Origin of the sequence: Pseudomonas sp. SMV71, from assembly GCF_052042015.1 — a bacterium.
Taxonomy (GTDB): domain Bacteria; phylum Pseudomonadota; class Gammaproteobacteria; order Pseudomonadales; family Pseudomonadaceae; genus Aquipseudomonas.
Genome location: NZ_JBKGGU010000004.1, coordinates 93,503 through 109,472, shown reverse-complemented (window position 1 = coordinate 109,472; position 15,970 = coordinate 93,503). Strand labels below are relative to the sequence as shown.

13 protein-coding genes are annotated in these 15,970 nt (G+C 62.3%); 11 read left to right on the top strand and 2 right to left on the bottom strand.

Going from position 1 to position 15,970, the window contains the following annotated elements; genetic code table 11:
- Nucleotides 1-7 precede the first annotated feature (7 nt).
- From ACLEJQ_RS05100 to ACLEJQ_RS05055, 10 genes are all read left to right on the top strand, one after another.
- Nucleotides 8-1,600, top strand: a complete 1,593-nt coding sequence (locus ACLEJQ_RS05100) for a GumC family protein (protein ID WP_440792776.1) — start codon at nucleotides 8-10, stop codon at nucleotides 1,598-1,600.
- A complete protein-coding gene (locus ACLEJQ_RS05095; RefSeq protein ID WP_440792774.1) occupies nucleotides 1,597-2,700 on the top strand; it encodes a glycosyltransferase family 4 protein in 1,104 nt (367 codons plus the stop codon). The genes ACLEJQ_RS05100 and ACLEJQ_RS05095 overlap by 4 nt, the downstream gene beginning before the upstream one ends.
- A complete protein-coding gene (locus ACLEJQ_RS05090; RefSeq protein ID WP_440792772.1) occupies nucleotides 2,697-4,067 on the top strand; it encodes an O-antigen ligase family protein in 1,371 nt (456 codons plus the stop codon). The genes ACLEJQ_RS05095 and ACLEJQ_RS05090 overlap by 4 nt, the downstream gene beginning before the upstream one ends.
- Entirely contained in the window at nucleotides 4,064-5,029 is a 966-nt protein-coding gene (locus ACLEJQ_RS05085; RefSeq protein WP_440792770.1) for a glycosyltransferase family 2 protein, read from the top strand. The genes ACLEJQ_RS05090 and ACLEJQ_RS05085 overlap by 4 nt, the downstream gene beginning before the upstream one ends.
- Nucleotides 5,022-6,158 carry a glycosyltransferase family 2 protein gene (locus tag ACLEJQ_RS05080; RefSeq protein ID WP_440792768.1) on the top strand — a complete coding sequence of 379 codons (1,137 nt, stop codon included), beginning with the start codon at nucleotides 5,022-5,024 and terminating at the stop codon, nucleotides 6,156-6,158. Before ACLEJQ_RS05085 ends, ACLEJQ_RS05080 begins: the two co-directional genes overlap by 8 nt.
- A 12-nt stretch (nucleotides 6,159-6,170) precedes the next feature.
- Nucleotides 6,171-7,175 (top strand): polysaccharide deacetylase family protein, encoded by a 1,005-nt coding sequence (locus ACLEJQ_RS05075; RefSeq protein ID WP_440792766.1) that lies wholly within the window; start codon nucleotides 6,171-6,173, stop codon nucleotides 7,173-7,175.
- Nucleotides 7,172-8,476, top strand: a complete 1,305-nt coding sequence (locus ACLEJQ_RS05070; protein WP_440792764.1) for a lipopolysaccharide biosynthesis protein — start codon at nucleotides 7,172-7,174, stop codon at nucleotides 8,474-8,476. The genes ACLEJQ_RS05075 and ACLEJQ_RS05070 overlap by 4 nt, the downstream gene beginning before the upstream one ends.
- 224 nt (nucleotides 8,477-8,700) lie before the next feature.
- A complete protein-coding gene (locus tag ACLEJQ_RS05065; RefSeq protein ID WP_440792762.1) occupies nucleotides 8,701-10,677 on the top strand; it encodes a hypothetical protein in 1,977 nt (658 codons plus the stop codon).
- Nucleotides 10,674-11,363: an N-acetyltransferase family protein gene (locus ACLEJQ_RS05060; protein WP_440792760.1), complete on the top strand. Its 690-nt coding sequence runs from the start codon at nucleotides 10,674-10,676 to the stop codon at nucleotides 11,361-11,363. The genes ACLEJQ_RS05065 and ACLEJQ_RS05060 overlap by 4 nt, the downstream gene beginning before the upstream one ends.
- A 5-nt stretch (nucleotides 11,364-11,368) precedes the next feature.
- Nucleotides 11,369-12,466 carry a GNAT family N-acetyltransferase gene (locus ACLEJQ_RS05055; RefSeq protein ID WP_440792758.1) on the top strand — a complete coding sequence of 366 codons (1,098 nt, stop codon included), beginning with the start codon at nucleotides 11,369-11,371 and terminating at the stop codon, nucleotides 12,464-12,466.
- Between the two features lie 201 nt (nucleotides 12,467-12,667).
- Here ACLEJQ_RS05055 and ACLEJQ_RS05050 read toward each other — a convergent pair whose 3' ends face one another.
- A complete protein-coding gene (locus tag ACLEJQ_RS05050) occupies nucleotides 12,668-12,886 on the bottom strand; it encodes a hypothetical protein (protein ID WP_440792756.1) in 219 nt (72 codons plus the stop codon).
- A 161-nt stretch (nucleotides 12,887-13,047) separates the two neighbouring features.
- Between ACLEJQ_RS05050 and ACLEJQ_RS05045 the strand changes: the two genes are divergently transcribed.
- Complete coding sequence (locus tag ACLEJQ_RS05045) at nucleotides 13,048-13,989, top strand: alpha/beta hydrolase (protein WP_440792755.1); 942 nt, start codon at nucleotides 13,048-13,050, stop codon at nucleotides 13,987-13,989.
- Between the two features lie 205 nt (nucleotides 13,990-14,194).
- Here ACLEJQ_RS05045 and ACLEJQ_RS05040 read toward each other — a convergent pair whose 3' ends face one another.
- A complete protein-coding gene (locus ACLEJQ_RS05040) occupies nucleotides 14,195-15,937 on the bottom strand; it encodes an ABC transporter substrate-binding protein (protein ID WP_440792753.1) in 1,743 nt (580 codons plus the stop codon).
- Nucleotides 15,938-15,970: the final 33 nt, after the last annotated feature.

Genomic DNA, 15,970 nt, shown 5'->3' with positions numbered 1-15,970 from the left:
ACCGATCATGAACCCCAAGGAAAACTATCTGCACGAATTCTTCAGGATCTTCTTCGCCAACAAGCAGTGGATGAAGCGCGTCTTCCTGATTTTTGCCGTGATCGCCCTGGTGCTGCCGTTGATGCTCAAGCAGAGCTTCGATATCACCGCCCAAGTGATCGTCCAGTCGAAAAAGCTCTCCCAAGGCGACGCCACGACTTCGCTGAACCAGGAAAACGCGACGTTCGTCCCACCGTCCCTGGCGGACATGGAAACCGAGACCAACATCCTGCGCTCACCGGCGTTGATTCGCGAAACCATCAAGACCCTGCGCGACCAGGGCGAGTACACCCCAAGCCCGGGCATGCTCAACAAGTGGGTAAGCGAACCACTCAAGCGCTACGTCACCCAGCCCCTGCGTGAGTATGTCATCAATCCGCTGCGCGACGGCTTGGGGCTCGAGGTCGATCCGGTACGCGACACCGTGCTCGATACGCTGACTGACCAAGCCATTGAAAACCTGAAGATCGAGACCTTGCCCGGCTCCAACGTCATCTCCATCGTCTACAGCTTCGGCGACCCGGCCCAAGGCACCCGGTTCGTGGCACAACTGCTGGAAAACTACCTCACCGGTCGTCAGAACCTGCAATCGATAGAGTTGCCGCAGACGTTCTACGAGCAGAAAAAAATCCAGTACCAGGCTCGCCTTGACGGCTTGGAGGGTAACCGCCTGACGCTGCTTGAAGGCGTAGGCTCTTCCGATCCCAAGGAAGAAATCACTTTTCGCCTGAATGCAATCAACACCGAGGAGCAGGCGCTGAGCCTGTACCAGGACCGTCTGCTGCAAGGCCAACGCTGGCTGGACTACCTCAAGACCAGCCTGGCGGCGGCGAACAGCTCGCGACTCAACGACTACACCTTCCCGTTCACCTTCACCACCACCGTGGACAACGTTGCCTTCGACGATCGGGAAATCAGGCAAATGGGTGAGCAATTGACCAGCCAGGTCAGCCGCTACATGAACGACCTGGCGATCTTCCAGCCCGGCAGCGAACCGATGCTGCTGGCCCGGGAGCAGATCATGCGCACTCGCCAGCAATTCCTCAAAGTGGTGAACAACCGTATCCAGGAACGCACCACCGACCTGGCGGTGGTCAGTTCGGTGATCAACCAGAAAGTCGAACGTATCGCCGCCTTCAAGGAACGTATCCACCAACTTCAGGAAACCCAGAGCAAGCTGCGGCAGATGGACACCGAGATCAACGCCCTGCATGCGGCGTTCTCCACCTATGCCCAGCGGTTCGCCGAAGCCAGCTCTACTCGTTCGCTGGACAACGACCTGTCCAACGCCCGGGTCTTGAGCCCGCCATTCGAACCCACCGCGGCGGCGTTTCCCAAGCCGATGCTGATTATCCCGTTCGGCTTGTTCACCGGCCTGCTGTTGGCGATCGCCCTGGTCTATGTCCGTGAGTTCTTCGACCATCGCTTCAAACATCCGGCGCAAATCGGCCATCAATTGGACCTGCCGGTGCTGTTGGTAATCAACGAACAGTCTCCTGACCAGATCAATCCGCATCGCAACTGGAGCGTGCCCAGCCTTGTCCATTGGGTGAAAAATTGAACGCGCCGTTCAACCCGTCCCAACGCAGCCGCCCTCTGTCGATCATTCATCTGCTCGGCAGCGGTGGCTTCTATGGGGCCGAGCGGATGCTGCTCGATCATTGCCTGGCGACGCCCGGCCAGCATCAAGTGCTGTTCCTGGAGGCGCCGCCGACTTTGATCACGCGGTTCCGCCAGGCCGGGATCGACTGCCACCCCTGCGCCAGTTGGCCCGAACTGTTGCAGCATCTGCGGCAACGGCGCGCCGAGCGCCCGCTGATCAACACGCACAACTTCAAGGGCCTGTTGTTCGGCTGGGCGGCGGCGACCCTGTTGCACCTGCCGCTGGTGATCACCCAGCACGGCTTCACGCCACGCAGCCCCAAGCAACGCTTCTATAGGTGGTTGAGCCTGCAACTGTGCCGCACCGCGCCGGTCAAGCGCGTGGTATGCGTGGCCGAAAGCATCGCGACGCTGCACCGCCTGGCCAGCGTGAGCGCGGAAAAACTCGCCGTGATCCCCAATGGTCTGCCGGCCGTCACGACGCCGCTGCCTCATCGCGACGACGGGCAACGCTGGCGGGTCGGCTACGTCGGCCGCTTGAGCAGCGAGAAAGGCCCGGACCTGTTCCTCGACGCGATGATCCCGTTGTGCCAGCGCCATGCGTCGCTGCACGCGGTCATGCTCGGCGACGGCCCGGAGCGCCAGCCCTTGCTCAAGCGCATCGCTGACGCCGGGCTGCCCACGCGCATCGAATTGCCCGGTTATCAGACCGACATGAACGCCTGGTGGAGCCGCCTCGATGCACTGGTGATCAGTTCACGCACCGAAGGTACGCCGATGATCCTGCTCGAAGCCATGCAGGCCGGCGTGCCCGTGGTGGCGTTCGGCGTGGGTGGCATTCCTGATGTCTTGCAGGACCGTCACAACGGCCTGCTCGCCACGCCGGCCGACAGCGAGGAGCTGGCACGCCAGATCGAAACGCTGTTCAGCGAACCGCCCCTGGCGCGGATCCTCGCCGACAACGCGCGCCGCACCCAGCGCGACCGCTACGACCTGCGCACGCTGGCCGAACGCTGGTCGCAGCTCTATATCCGCACGGCGCGGGAGGCTCGGCCATGATTGTCCCACTCTCGATCGTCAGTCTGCTGGGGCTGGTGTGCCTGGCCTTGCTGGTCAGCCCTTATCCGTTTCTCGCACCGGGTGCGGTGCTCGGGCTGGTGGGCGTCGCCATGCTGTACCGCAAGCCCGGCTGGGGTTTGCTGGGCATTGCCGCGCTGCTGCCGTTCGAAGGCCTGTTCAAGGACAACGCGTTGTCCGGCAGCAAATTCCTCGGTGTGGCGCTGATCCTGATACTGATGCTGCAGTTGGCCGTGCATCAGATTCCTGCGATGCGCTTGCGTAGCAACATCTGGAAGCCGTTGCTCGGCTTCATGGCGTTGTATGGCCTGAGTCTGTTGCTCTCGGAAAACATGGAGGCCTCCCTGACGCATCTGCGTGAACTCGCAGTCGGGCTGATCCTGTTCGTGATCACGTTGTTGATCGGTCGCGAGCTGAACCTGGAGATGTTCGCCCGGCTGATGACCGTGAGCGTCACCACGACCTGCGTGCTCGCGATGTTTTCAGCCAGATACCAGGATCAGGGTCGCGCCTCGGGTTTGCTGGAAGACCCGAACGCCTTCGCGCTGTTGATTGCGTTTACCGTACCGCTGGCATTGTTGTTGACCATACGCAGCCAGAGCCTGCTGCACCGGTTGTTCTGGGGTGGCGCTTTCATCCTGTTGTTGGGTGGAATGACCAAGAGCGAATCGCGTTCAGGACTGGTCGTGCTGTTGCTCACTCTGATGATCGGGTTATATCACTATCGGGCGCAGCTACCACGTATACGCCCTCGGCACCTGGGGTTCGCGATGCTCGGCCTGGCACTCATGGTCCCGGCGACAATCGCCTTGATGCCTGCCAGCTACATAGCACGCATCCAGTCATTGAGCATCCTCAGCTCCGGCACCAACGACTACAAGGACGGTTCCTTGGGGCGCCGCACCTCGTACATTGTGGTGGGCAGCCAGATGATCCGCGAGAAGCCGATACTCGGTTCAGGCCCCGGGACGTTTCCGCAGCACTACGCCCCCACCGGCTATGCCAAGGCGTTCTCGGCCAATCGCAAACGTGGGGACCTGTACCGTGAGGCCCATAACACCTACCTGGCAATCTTCAGCGAAATCGGCGTGCCAGCCGGTTTGATGTTTGTCGGCATGATTGGGCTGGGCCTCTACAACCTGGTGCGCACGCGCCAACTCTGGCTCCAGCGTCGGGACTGGGCCCAGGCGGACCTGTTGACGCACCTGGGCATGAGTTTCCTGTCGCTGGCACTGTTCCTGATGTTCTTGAGCGCGCCGAACCACAAGTTACTGTGGATCATGCTCGCCTTGACCAGCGTATTGCGCTACGACGCCGAACAGTCCGCCCCGCAGGAGGCCCGTTCATGAGCCGCATCAGTATCGTCATCCCAATGTACAACGAAGCCCGGCATATCGCCCGGACGCTGTTGGCGGCGCAAGAAGCGGCACGACAGGCGCAACTGGAATGCGAGTTGATCGTGGTGGACAACGGCTCCGACGACCACGGCCCGCGCATCGCCAGCGAGCTGGGCGCGCGAGTGCTGCTGGTGCCCGGCGTGCATATCGGTGCCCTGCGCAACCGCGGTGCTGCGGTCGCCAGTGGTGAGTGGCTGGCGTTCATCGACGCCGACATGGAAATGCCGGCCGACTGGCTCACGCTGCTGATCGAATTGGAAGGCCACCAGGGCGACGTGCTGGCCCTTGATTTGGACATGCCCGGGCAAGCGCCGTGGTTCGCACGAGCCTGGCAGCGGCGCAGCCAGCGCCCCGGTTCACGGCCCATGCACCAGGTGCAGTGGCTACCCACCAACACCCTGCTGATGCGCCGCGCCTGGTTCGATCAGGTGGCAGGCTTCGACGAAACCCTGCGCACCGGCGAAGACAAAGATTTTTCCCTGCGCCTGCGCCAAGCCGGTGCGCAATTGTTGCAGGTCAACAAAAGCGTGGCCATGCACTGGGGCTACGAAGGCAGTTGGCGCGAGTGGATGAGTAAGGAACTGTGGCGCCAAGGCAGTCATTGGCAGCTGTTGCGCAACCACGGGCCGAGCCTGCGCCTGTTGCGCTTTCCCGCATTGTCGATTGGCGCCTGGGGCCTGGACGGTCTGGCACTGGTCGCCCTGCTCCAGGGTCAGGCACGCCTGGGCCTGACCCTGCTGTTGATCAGCACATTGCCGGCCCTGGCTCTGAGCCTGCGCCAGAGCCACAAGCACCGCAACCCGTGCCTGACCCTGCAGCTCTGGAGCCTGCACTGGGTGCGCCTGCACCTGGCCGGCGCCGCGCTCATCCTCAGCCTTTGTCATTGGAAAGCAAGGAGGCCTGCCCGTGGCTGAATTCATTTATTGGGCCTGCCTGTTGCTGCCGGTGTACGCCTACCTCGGTTACCCACTGATACTGAGTCTGCTGACACCGTTGTTTCCGGTCCGGCGCTACGGCAAGGCGCTGCCGATGGACATCAGCATCGTCATCGCCGCCCACAACGAAGCACGGCACATCGAAGACAAGTTGCGCACCTTGCTCGCCCAGGATTATCCGGCGCGCTCGCTGCAGATCATTCTCGCCAGCGACGGTTCCAGCGACGACACCGTGGCCTGCGCACGCAAGGTGATCGATCCGCGCATCAGCGTGCTCGACCTGCCCCGCCAGGGCAAGGCCGCAGCCCTCAATACCGGCGTGGCCCACAGCAGCGGCGAGATCCTGGTCTTTACCGACGCCGACAACCAATGGGCCCATGACACCCTCGGCCATTTGCTGGCTCCGTTGGGTGATCCGGAGGTCGGCGCCTGTGCCGGACACATGGAAATTCCCGTGCCGGGCAAGGGCCTGAGCCTGGGCGACAGCCTGTATCGGCACTACGAGGGCTGGTTGCGGCGAGTGGAGAGCCGCACCGATTGCATGGTCTCGGCTGATGGCGCGTTGTTGGCCCTGCGCCGGGAACTGTTCGAGCCGATTCCGGCCCAGGTCAACGATGATTTCTTCCTCAGCACCTGCGCGCCGGCCGCCGGCAAGTCCATCGTCTATGTGCCGAAGGCCCGGGTGATCGACCAGGGCGTGGACGAGGCCGACAAACAGTTTCGCCGCCGCCAGCGGGTCACCGTCGGTGGCCTGCAGAGTCTGGCCCAGCGCCGGACGCTGCTCAATCCGATGCGGCATGGTCTGTACGCCATCGGCCTGATCAGCCACAAGCTGATCCGCCGTCTGGCACCGGTGTTGCTGCTGCCGCTGCTGCTCAGCAACCTCTGGTTGTGGGGCGACCAGGGATTCTATCGCCTGAGCCTGGCAGCCCAGGCGCTCGGCTACGCCATGGCGCTGCTTGGCCTGCTGGATCTGCACCACCGTTTGCCCCGGCCCTTTCGCCTGGCGGCGTTCGTGCTGGTGACGCTCGCGGGCATGAGCGTCGGCCTGTGGCAGTTCCTGCGGGGCCGGCGCTACAGCCAGTGGAATCCCGAGCAGAACCGCTGAGGAGCGTGGCCAATGTCGATCAAACAAGTCTTCAAGCTCACCGGCGGCTGGCTGTACCTGAACACAGCCCTGGGCCGCGGACCTTTGCGGGGTACCGGCATGATCCTGATGCTGCACCGTGTGCTAAGCAACGACCGCGCCGCCGAACTGCCCCATCGCAACGAACTGTGCGTGGGGCCGCAAGCCTTCGAGCACTTGCTGATCTGGCTACAACGGCATTTCGAATGCGTTCCCCTGATGACCCTGCTGCTGGCCGACCCCGCCACCGTTCCGGACCGTCCGCGGGTCGCCCTGACCTTCGATGACGGCTGGCGCGACAACGCCATGAATGCTTTCCCCTTGCTGCGCCAATATCAGGTGCCGGCGAGTATTTTTCTGTCCACCGATTTCATCGGCAGCCGCCAGCACTTCTGGTGGGAAAGCATCGGCGAAACCCTCTGGGGCAGTCACGGCCAAGTGGCGCGACTGGCGCTGATCGAACATTTGCAACAGGCCGGACGGCCGCTGCCGGTTATGCTCGATGACCTGGATGACGAGCGCCGCAGCCTGTCATTGCTGCACTATCTGCAAAGCCTCAAGACCCTCGATCCAAAAATATTGAGCGACCTCACCGACGTCTGCCCACAAGGCTCCCAGCCCCAGGCGCTGGACTGGACCCAGGTGCGCATGCTGGAAGACTCCGGATTGATCCGCTTCGGCCCCCATGGCGCCAGCCACGCGATCCTCACCGGGCTGGACGACCATCGCCTGCACGAAGAACTGACCCGCAGCCGCACGGCCCTGGAAAACGGCTGCGCCCAACCCTTGCCGGTGTATTGCTACCCCAACGGCGACAACGACGCTCGTGTGCGCGAGCAGGTGGCAGCCCACGGTTTTGCGTTCGCGTTGGGCACCGCGGCCGGACTGTATCGCCATGACCGCGACCCGCTGAACCTGCCACGTTTCGGCGTCAGCCAACGCAACGCCTGTCATCCCGAGTTATTGGCCTGGCGTATTCGCCGAGGAGCCCGTTCATGAACCGCGCACGTTACCTCAGGCTCCTGGCGTTGAGCATGGGCACGAGCCTGGCGATGATCGGCCTGCGCCTGTTGCGCAACGTGTTGCTGGCACGGATCCTGGGGCCCAGCGAACGAGGGCTGTTGGCGCTGCTCAGCACCCTGCCGGACCTGATCAGCGCCACTACCAGTGGGGGCCTGAATTCCGCCGTGGGTTATCAGGCGGCGCAGCATCGCCCGATGAGCCTGTTGCTCAGTCATGTGCTGGTCTTCGGGTGTCTGCTGGCGGCGTTGCTGACGCTGCTGGTGGTGGCACTGGCGCGTGAGTTCGGCGCGGGACTGGACATCACCCTGCAACTGGGACTGCTGGCCTGGTTGCTGTTGCTGGCCGTGCCGCTGGCGGCGCTCAAGACCGGCCTGCTGACGCTGCACAATGCCTCCGGCGGCGTCGGCGTGTTCAACGCGTTGCGGCTGATGGAGTCCCTGATCCCGCTGTTGCTGTTCCTGGCGCTGTTCTGGATGTGGAAAGACACGGCACTGGAAGCGGCGCTGATCAGCTGGCTGACAGGCCTGAGCCTGGTGGTGCTGGTGGGTTTGATGTGGTTGCGTCGCGATCATGCGGTCACCCTGCGCTGGGATCGCACCGGCCAGATCGAACTGTTGCGTTACGGTGTCCGCAGCCATCCGGACCTTTTGTTCCAGCAACTGTTGACGCGTTCGGATTACCTGTTCATCGGCGCGCTGCTGGGCAGCACGGCGCTAGGGCACTACGCCATGGCCAGCGCGGCGGCCGAACTGCTGCATATCGTTCCGGAAGCCGTCACTACACCCCTGATGAAACGCCTGCTGCAGCAGGACAGCGACATGAAGCGCCTGACCCCGCTGGCCCTGCGCCTCACCGCCACGGCCATGCTAGGCGCCTGCCTGGGGATGGTGCTGGTCGGCGAATGGCTGATCGTCACCCTGTTCGGCATCGACTATCAGCCGGCGTACCCGGCCCTGCTGGCGCTGCTGCCAGGGGTGTTCGGCTTGTGCTATGCGAGCATCCTGCGCCTGGACCTGTTGGGCAAGAACCGCCCCGGCACCGTTTCACTGCTGATGGGCGGGGGGGCACTGCTGAACCTGGCGCTGAACCTGATTCTGATCCCGCGCTACGGCATCGTTGGCGCTGCCACCGCGTCCTCGATCGCCTACCTGAGTGTCACCCTGGGGCTGTTGTTGATGTACTGCCGTCTCAGTGGCGTGGCACTGTGGCAAACACTGATCATCCTGCCCAGCGATTGGCTGCCGATGCGCCAGATGCTATTGGGGAAATCGGCATGAAACGCTTCGTCGCCTGCCAGTACGCCATCGCGAGCAGGCTCGCTCCCACCCTGGACGGGGGCCGATCGCAAAGATTGTGCCCAGCATCAATCCCCTGTGGGAGCGGGCTTGCTCGCGAAAGCGGTCGCTCGGCTGGCCGTGATGTTGAGGGTGCCAGCCTCTTCGCGAGCAAGCCCGCTCCCACGGGGGCCAATAATGCCCTTGTGGGAGCGAGCCTGCTCGCGATGGGGTCAACGCGGTGGTGCTGGAGAATCGGCCTGTGGCTGGGCCTGTGGGGCCTGGCGCTTTCGGCCCAAGGCGCGGCCATGCAATGGACCGGCATCCGTGATGGCAGCCTGTATCTGCAAACCGACCGCCCGGACATTGTCACCGTGCGCTGGGTGCCCGCCTGGAAAGCCGAGACCAATATCGAACACCTGTATCTGCTTGACGGCCAGGGACGATTGGCGGGTGAGCGCGTGGTCCAGGCGGATCAGACCCGTGGTGAACAGCAATGGCCGCTGGCACCAGGTCCCGCCAGTTATCGCCTGGAAATTCCCGGCTACAGCTTCCGTCGCTACACCGTTGAGCACGACGCGCGCACCCGCGCTCTGTTTGCCCCGGCAAAGGTGCATTTCAATGCCGAAACCCATGACGGCGACGAGCTGTATTTCAAGGTCGCGGCTGGCGAACAGGCGGTGCTGGCAGGCAAGTCTCACGGCGGCGTACGTGCGCTGCAAGCCCGGCGCGTCGGCGACGGCAAGCAATTACAACTGAACCTCAAGCCGTACCGGGCCTATTGGCAGTTCGATCAGGTCGCGCTGCCAGTGGCTGACGTCGAACAAATCTGGCGCTTGCATCTACAGGGCAACGGCAAGGCCGCGTTCTGGCTGGACGGCACCGCCAATCTGTTCGCCCAGGATCCGGCGCAGTTGCTGCCACTGCGCCAGGATCCGGGTCAGACCCACCTGAAACTGTACGACGAGGCGCTCGGCACGACCCCAAAGCTGGGCATATACCTGCCCTATGAGTTACTGCCGCCATCCAGCTACGCTGCGCTCGATGCGCTCAAACCCCAGGCGGCGAGCCTGTACAGCTTCGTCGATATCACGGCAGCCAGGGCCACTTATGAAGATGCCTTCCGACGTTTGTACCAAGACCGCTTCGCCATCAGCCAAGACATCACTCTGCTGGCCGGCAGCCAGCGGCAGTCCGATCTAAAGCCCGACCAGACCAGTCACAGCGGCTTGCAAGCCTGGCTCACGTCGACCCGCGCGTTGGGCGGCAAAGGCCTGCACTACCTCAGTTTTGCCGATGAGCCGAACCTCGGTTACCCAGATTTCGCCAGTTTCCAGCAAATGTTCCAGAGCATGGCTGCCCAGGTCCGCGCCGATCCAGCCAACGCACGTGCCGGTGTCCGCATCGCCATGCCGGCCAGCTCGCAGTTCGTCAACGGCCCCTTCACCGAAAATGCCGCTGACAGGCGTGGGATCGACTGGGCACGGCGCCTGCTGGCGACGTCCGACGACCAGATCGACGCCCTGGCCTGGCATGAATGGATGATCCGCGACCTGTTGGCGACCCGGGTCTACCGCGACAGTGTCCGCCAGGCCGCCAACCTGGTGGGACTGGACAACCAGGGTCGGCCGCGCAAGGCCTTGCTGTTGGACCAGACCAACATGTCCAGTGGCTCGAGCCTGAGCCCTTACGATCAGGAAACCCATTACGCCGGCCTGTGGTGGACATCCGTGGCCATCAACGCCTCGGCCGACGGCTGGCTGGACATGCTCAACTGGTTCATGGCCGCCGATGAACCGGAGTACCCCAAAGGCATGGTGCGGGTTCTGGACGATCAGCGCTTCGAGCTCAAGCCCGTGGGCCTGGCCCAGCAGTTCATTCAACAACATTGGCTCGATCAGGTGCTGCGCCTGGACAACGACGCGTTTGAAGTCGACGCCCTGGCCATGGCCACCGGGAAGCAGCGCAGTCTGCTGGGCGTGAACAAAAGCACCCGAGCCCATCAGGTCAGCCTCGACGGCACGGCCTGCCCTCAACCTGGCATGACGCTGTGGTATTTCGGCCCAGACAACCGTAGCCACAGCGCTGCGCTTGACTGCAAGACCGGCCAGGTCAGGTTTCTCCTGCCAGGGGAAACCGTGTTCGCCCTCAGTTGGATAGCCCCTCTCCCCCCCAACCCTGCCACTCGTCAGGAGGCACCATGAACGCTCTTCAGACATTGCGTGATCGCATCCAGAAAAAAGGTCTACGCGCCGTTCTAAAGCAGCTCTGCAAACGCTACGTATTTTCCCACACCCGACTGGTGTGGCTGGAGCATGATATACGGACCCCGCTCCCCCCCCATAACCTCAAGCCCTACCCACCGATGCGCCTGGAGTTCATCACGATCAGCAATGCCGATGCTTTTGCCCGGCACTTCGCCGACCGTGTCGAAACCATGCGCGAGCTGGCGGCCGAAGGTTATACAGGCTTGATGTACCTGGATGATCAGGGCGATACCGTGGGTTTCGCCTGGGCCAGTACACGGGACTATTTCGACCACCATTTCTATCACTGCAACTTTCCAATCAAGCCTGGCGAGTACTTTCAGTTCGGTGGCGAGGCCATCCCTGAATACTGGGGTTCCCGCATCTCGGCGGACATGCAGTTGGAAGTGTGGAAAGTCATGGCAGAGCACGGTTGCAACACCATGGTCGATGTCTGCGATCTGCATAACATCCAGGCGATCAAGATGCACATCCGCATGGGCTTCCAGGAGCGCGGGCAGATCACCCACCTATACTGCTTGCTTGGTCGCTGGCGGCTTCTGCGCAATACGTCTTACACCGGCACGGTACTGGACGCCTTTCGTAAACCGGCCCAGCCGGCTGCCTCGACTTCAGCGGCCTGATCCCCATGGCGATCCGGTTCCAATGGTGTCGCTCCCTGGGCGCGGCGGACTTTCCTGCCTCAGCTTATGAACAGCTGCGAAACCAGGTGGCCGACGCAACACCGTTCAACACCCTGGCCTGGCTGCAAGCAGCGGAAATCGTCCTGTTGCCCGAGCAGCAACTGCATGTGTTGCTGGGCTGGCAGGACCAGACCTTATGCCTGTGCCTGCCCCTGATATCAGGACTTGAACGTATCGGTGGGTTGCGGTTCCGGGTGCTGCATCACTTGGGTTTTCCAATGGCCGACCGCATCGCCCTGCTGGCGCGCCTGGACGCCGAGGACATGGGCCAGGCGCTGATGCAGATCCGTCGGCACTTGCCTCATGCATTGCTGCAGTTGAACGAAGTGATCGAACCGGACGGTGAACAAAGCGTCCTCAGCGCCTGGATGGCGCTGAGTTCCACCGCAGAGCGACGACTCAGTTGCCGGGCTCCGGTGCACCTGATCAGCGACAGCGACCATCAGGAGGTCTCTGGTGATCCACGCTACAAGTTGCGTCGAGCGCGCAAGCGAATCGCTGCTTGTGGCGGCGAGATCCGCCGGATAACGCCAGATGCCATCAGCATGGGGCATTTGTTGCGAACCCTGGCTGAAGTCGAGGACGCCAGCTGGAAAGGCGAGGAAGGTGTCGGCATCTTCGCCACCCCCGTTCGCCGCCAATGGATGAACCTCGCCTTCACCGCCCTCGCTGCCCAAGGGCTGGTGCGGGTGGTAACGCTGGAGCTGAACGGCCAGTGCATCAGCTATCGCCTGGGTCTGCTGGACCAGGGCCGATTGTACGACTACAACCTGGCGTTCCTGCCACAACACGCTGACCTGGGGAGTGGCCGGGTATTGCTCGAAGAATGGATTCGCTGGGGCCTGGACGAAAACTGGCGGTGGATCGATGCGTCACGGGTCAGTCTCAATAACTCCAGCCATCAATTGCACGAACGCATGACCGGACAACTGGAGCATTGGCGTTGGAGTTTTTATTCATGGCAACCCGATGGCCTGATCCTCGGGCTTGCCCTTCGGCTCTGGAAAAGCTTCAAACAGGCCCGGCTTCGAACGAGCCTGTGACCTGGCCCAACAACCGTTGCTCGACGGGCGCGTCGACCTGCACTCCACATTGACCTTGTGGCGAGGGAGCTTGCTCCCGCTGGACTGCGAAGCAGTCCCCTGGAACAAGGGCCGCTACGCGCTGGAACGCCAGCCCGGCCCAGCGGGAGCAAGCTCCCTCGCCACAGGTGTGATTCTGGATCCAGAGACAATGTGACGCCGTCAGCGGTCGAGCCCCCGCTCAACCTGCCCGATCTTGTCCTTCAGCTTTTCGGCGTCCTGCTCATGGCTCCTGATCGACGTGGGAGTGATCACCTTGTCGACCTTGTCAGTGTCAGGATCGGGCCGGCGGATATCCCGCTCCACCACCGGGACCGGTTCACCGCTCGCATCCCTGGCCGGCAGGGCCCCCGCCTCTTTATCCGAACGTTGCGTCGTCATGATATCGACCTCAATGTTTGTGGGTGTCGAGTTTTCGAGTGGGAGCGTGACGCAGGAGTTCGATTGGATTGAAGAGGCTCGGCCTCTGAGCCGAAAGACCCTCCATCCATTGCAGGAATCTGTTAAAACGCATCTTCTGTTTCCGGTAGCGAATCGCGTCGATGTCTTTATTTTCCCTTCCTGTTCTTAAACGGCGCTGGCTGGCACTGTCGTTCATGGCGGCAATGGTGGTCGGGTTGCCGGTGGGTTGCGCTGTGTTGCAGCACAAGGAACGCGAGCTGGTGTTTCGCATCGAGCCAGGGACCGCAACCTGGTTCAGCGGGATTCCCAACGGCCTGCAAGAGTTCGATCTCAAGCCGAAGCGCTTAAAGGCCGGGGAAAACATTCATGGGTGGTGGTGGCCGGTCGCGCGCAAGAACGCGCCGGCGATCCTGTATCTGCATGGGGTGCGCTGGAACCTGACCGGCCAGTTGTTTCGTATCCAGCAGTTGAACGCGATGGGCTTTTCGGTGTTGGCCATCGATTACCGGGGCTTCGGCAAGAGCCAGGGCGATCTCCCTTCGGAAGCCAGTGTCTATGAAGATGCGCGAATCGCCTGGGAACGTCTTGAAGTGCTGCAACCGGACCCGGCCCTGCGGTTGATCTACGGCCATTCACTGGGAGGCGCCATTGCGGTGGACCTTGCGGCAGAGCTGGGGCAGAAGGCTGTCAAGGAAGGCGGCGTCGTGCCGGCCAGGGGCTTGATCATCGAGTCCACGTTCACTTCTCTGGGGGATGTGGCCACCGCCATGGCAGACACCTCCCTGCCGGTACGCTGGTTGCTGTCGCAGAAGTTCGATTCCATCGACAAGATCGGCGAGATCAACATGCCGCTGTTGATCGTCCATGGCGCGGCCGACCGTTACGTGCCGCCGCGCTTCAGCGAGCAATTGTTCAACGCCGCCCGGCAGCCCAAGCGCCTGTTGATGGTGCCGGGCGCCACCCACAACAACAGCATGAGCCTGGCGGGCCGAAGCTATCGCCAGGCCCTCGATGCATTGATGAGCACCCGACCGTCGCCCGTGGCGGTACAGCCCCGGGCAGGTTCGGCCAAGGCGGGCTAACTCGCTCCCCCTGTGGAAGCGCGCCAGCCGCAAGTCTCCAATACACCTCAAATCCACTGTGGGAGCGAGCTTGCTCGCGATAGCGGTCGGTCTGCTTGCACCTATGTTGAATGTGCCGCCATCATCGCGAGCAAGCTCGCTCCCACATTGGACTGGAAAAAAAACGGCACCTTTCGGTGCCGTTTGTCTTTCCCTATCAGACGTTTTACTTGCGGGCCGCCTCCCAGGATTTCAGCAGCTCGTTGTAGTTCACCGTCTCGCCTTTCGGCTTCTCGTTCGCCAGTTTCGGCTTCGGTGCGCCCGGTTGGTCGAACCAGTATTGCGCGTCGCGCTCGGGGTTCATTTTCGGGGCGCAGGTGGCCTGGGCCTTGGAGCGCTCCAGGCGAGTCATGATCGCGTCCTGATCCTTGGCCAGGCCGTCGAGCGCCTGTTGCGGGGTCTTCTCGCCGCTGGCGGCTTCGGCGATGTGGCTCCACCACAGCTGCGCCAGACGCGGATAGTCCGGCACGTTGGTCCCGGTCGGGGTCCACTGCACACGGGCCGGGCTGCGGTAGAACTCCACCAGGCCGCCAAGCTTCGGCGCCAGGTCGGTCATCGCCTGGGAGTTGATGTCCGACTCGCGAATCGGCGTCAGGCCGACGATGGTTTTCTTCAGCGATACGGTTTTGGAGGTCACGAACTGCGCATACAGCCAGGCTGCCAGGCGCTGTTTCTCAGGCGTGGATTTCATGAACGTCCACGAACCCACGTCCTGATACCCCAGCTTCATGCCCTCTTCCCAGTAAGGACCACGCGGCGAAGGTGCCATGCGCCATTTCGGCGTGCCATCGGCATTCATCACCGGCAGGCCCGGCTTGGTCATGTCGGCGGTGAACGCCGTGTACCAGAAAATCTGCTGGGCGATGTTGCCTTGGGACGGCACCGGGCCGGATTCGGAGAAGGTCATGCCCGCCGCTTCCGGTGGAGCATATTTTTTCATCCAGTCCACGTACTTGGTGGTCGCGAACACGGCTGCCGGGCCGTTGGTGTCGCCGCCACGGGTCACGCTGGAGCCGACCGGATGGCAGTCTTCGACGCGGATCCCCCACTCGTCCACCGGCAAGCCGTTGGGCAAGCCCTTGTCGCCGCCGCCGGCCATGGAGAACCAGGCGTCGGTGAAACGCCAGCCCAGGGACGGGTCTTTCTTGCCGTAGTCCATGTGCCCGTAAACGCGCTTGCCGTCGATCTCCTTGACGTCTTCGGAGAAGAACTTGGCGATGTCTTCATAGGCCGACCAGTTCACCGGTACGCCCAGCTCGTAGCCGTATATTTGCTTGAACTTGGCTTTCAGGTCCGGCCGCTCGAACCAGTCGGCGCGGAACCAGTAGAGGTTGGCGAACTGCTGGTCGGGCAGTTGATAGAGCTTGCCATCCGGCGCGGTGGTGAACGAGGTACCGATGAAATCCTTGAGGTCCAGGGTCGGCGATGTAAAGTTCTTGCCTTCGTTGGCCATCATGTCGGTAATCGCTTCGGTCTTGCCGTAGCGAAAGTGCGTACCGATCAGGTCCGAATCGTTGACCCAGCCGTCGTAGATGTTTTTATCGGACTGCATCTGGGTCTGCAGTTTCTCCACCACGTCGCCTTCCTGCAGCAGGTCGTGGGTCAGCTGGATACCCGTGATTTCGGTGAAGGCCTTGGCCAGCACCTTGGATTCATATTCGTGAGTGGCGATGGTTTCCGACACCACGTTGATTTTCATGCCGCGAAACGGCTCCGCCGCCTTGATGAACCACTTGAGTTCTTCAAGTTGCTGATCGGCTGTCAGGGTCGACGGTTTGAATTCATTGCCAATCCACTTCTTAGCGGCGTCTTCATAGGCGTCGGCCCAGGCCGCAGCACTCAGCCCGCTGAGTGCCAGCATGGCTGCCAATGAAACGCTATGTCGCAGCTTATTGTTTTTATCGAACATAGAGACCTCCTGTTTGGGTTTTAGAGCCTGATC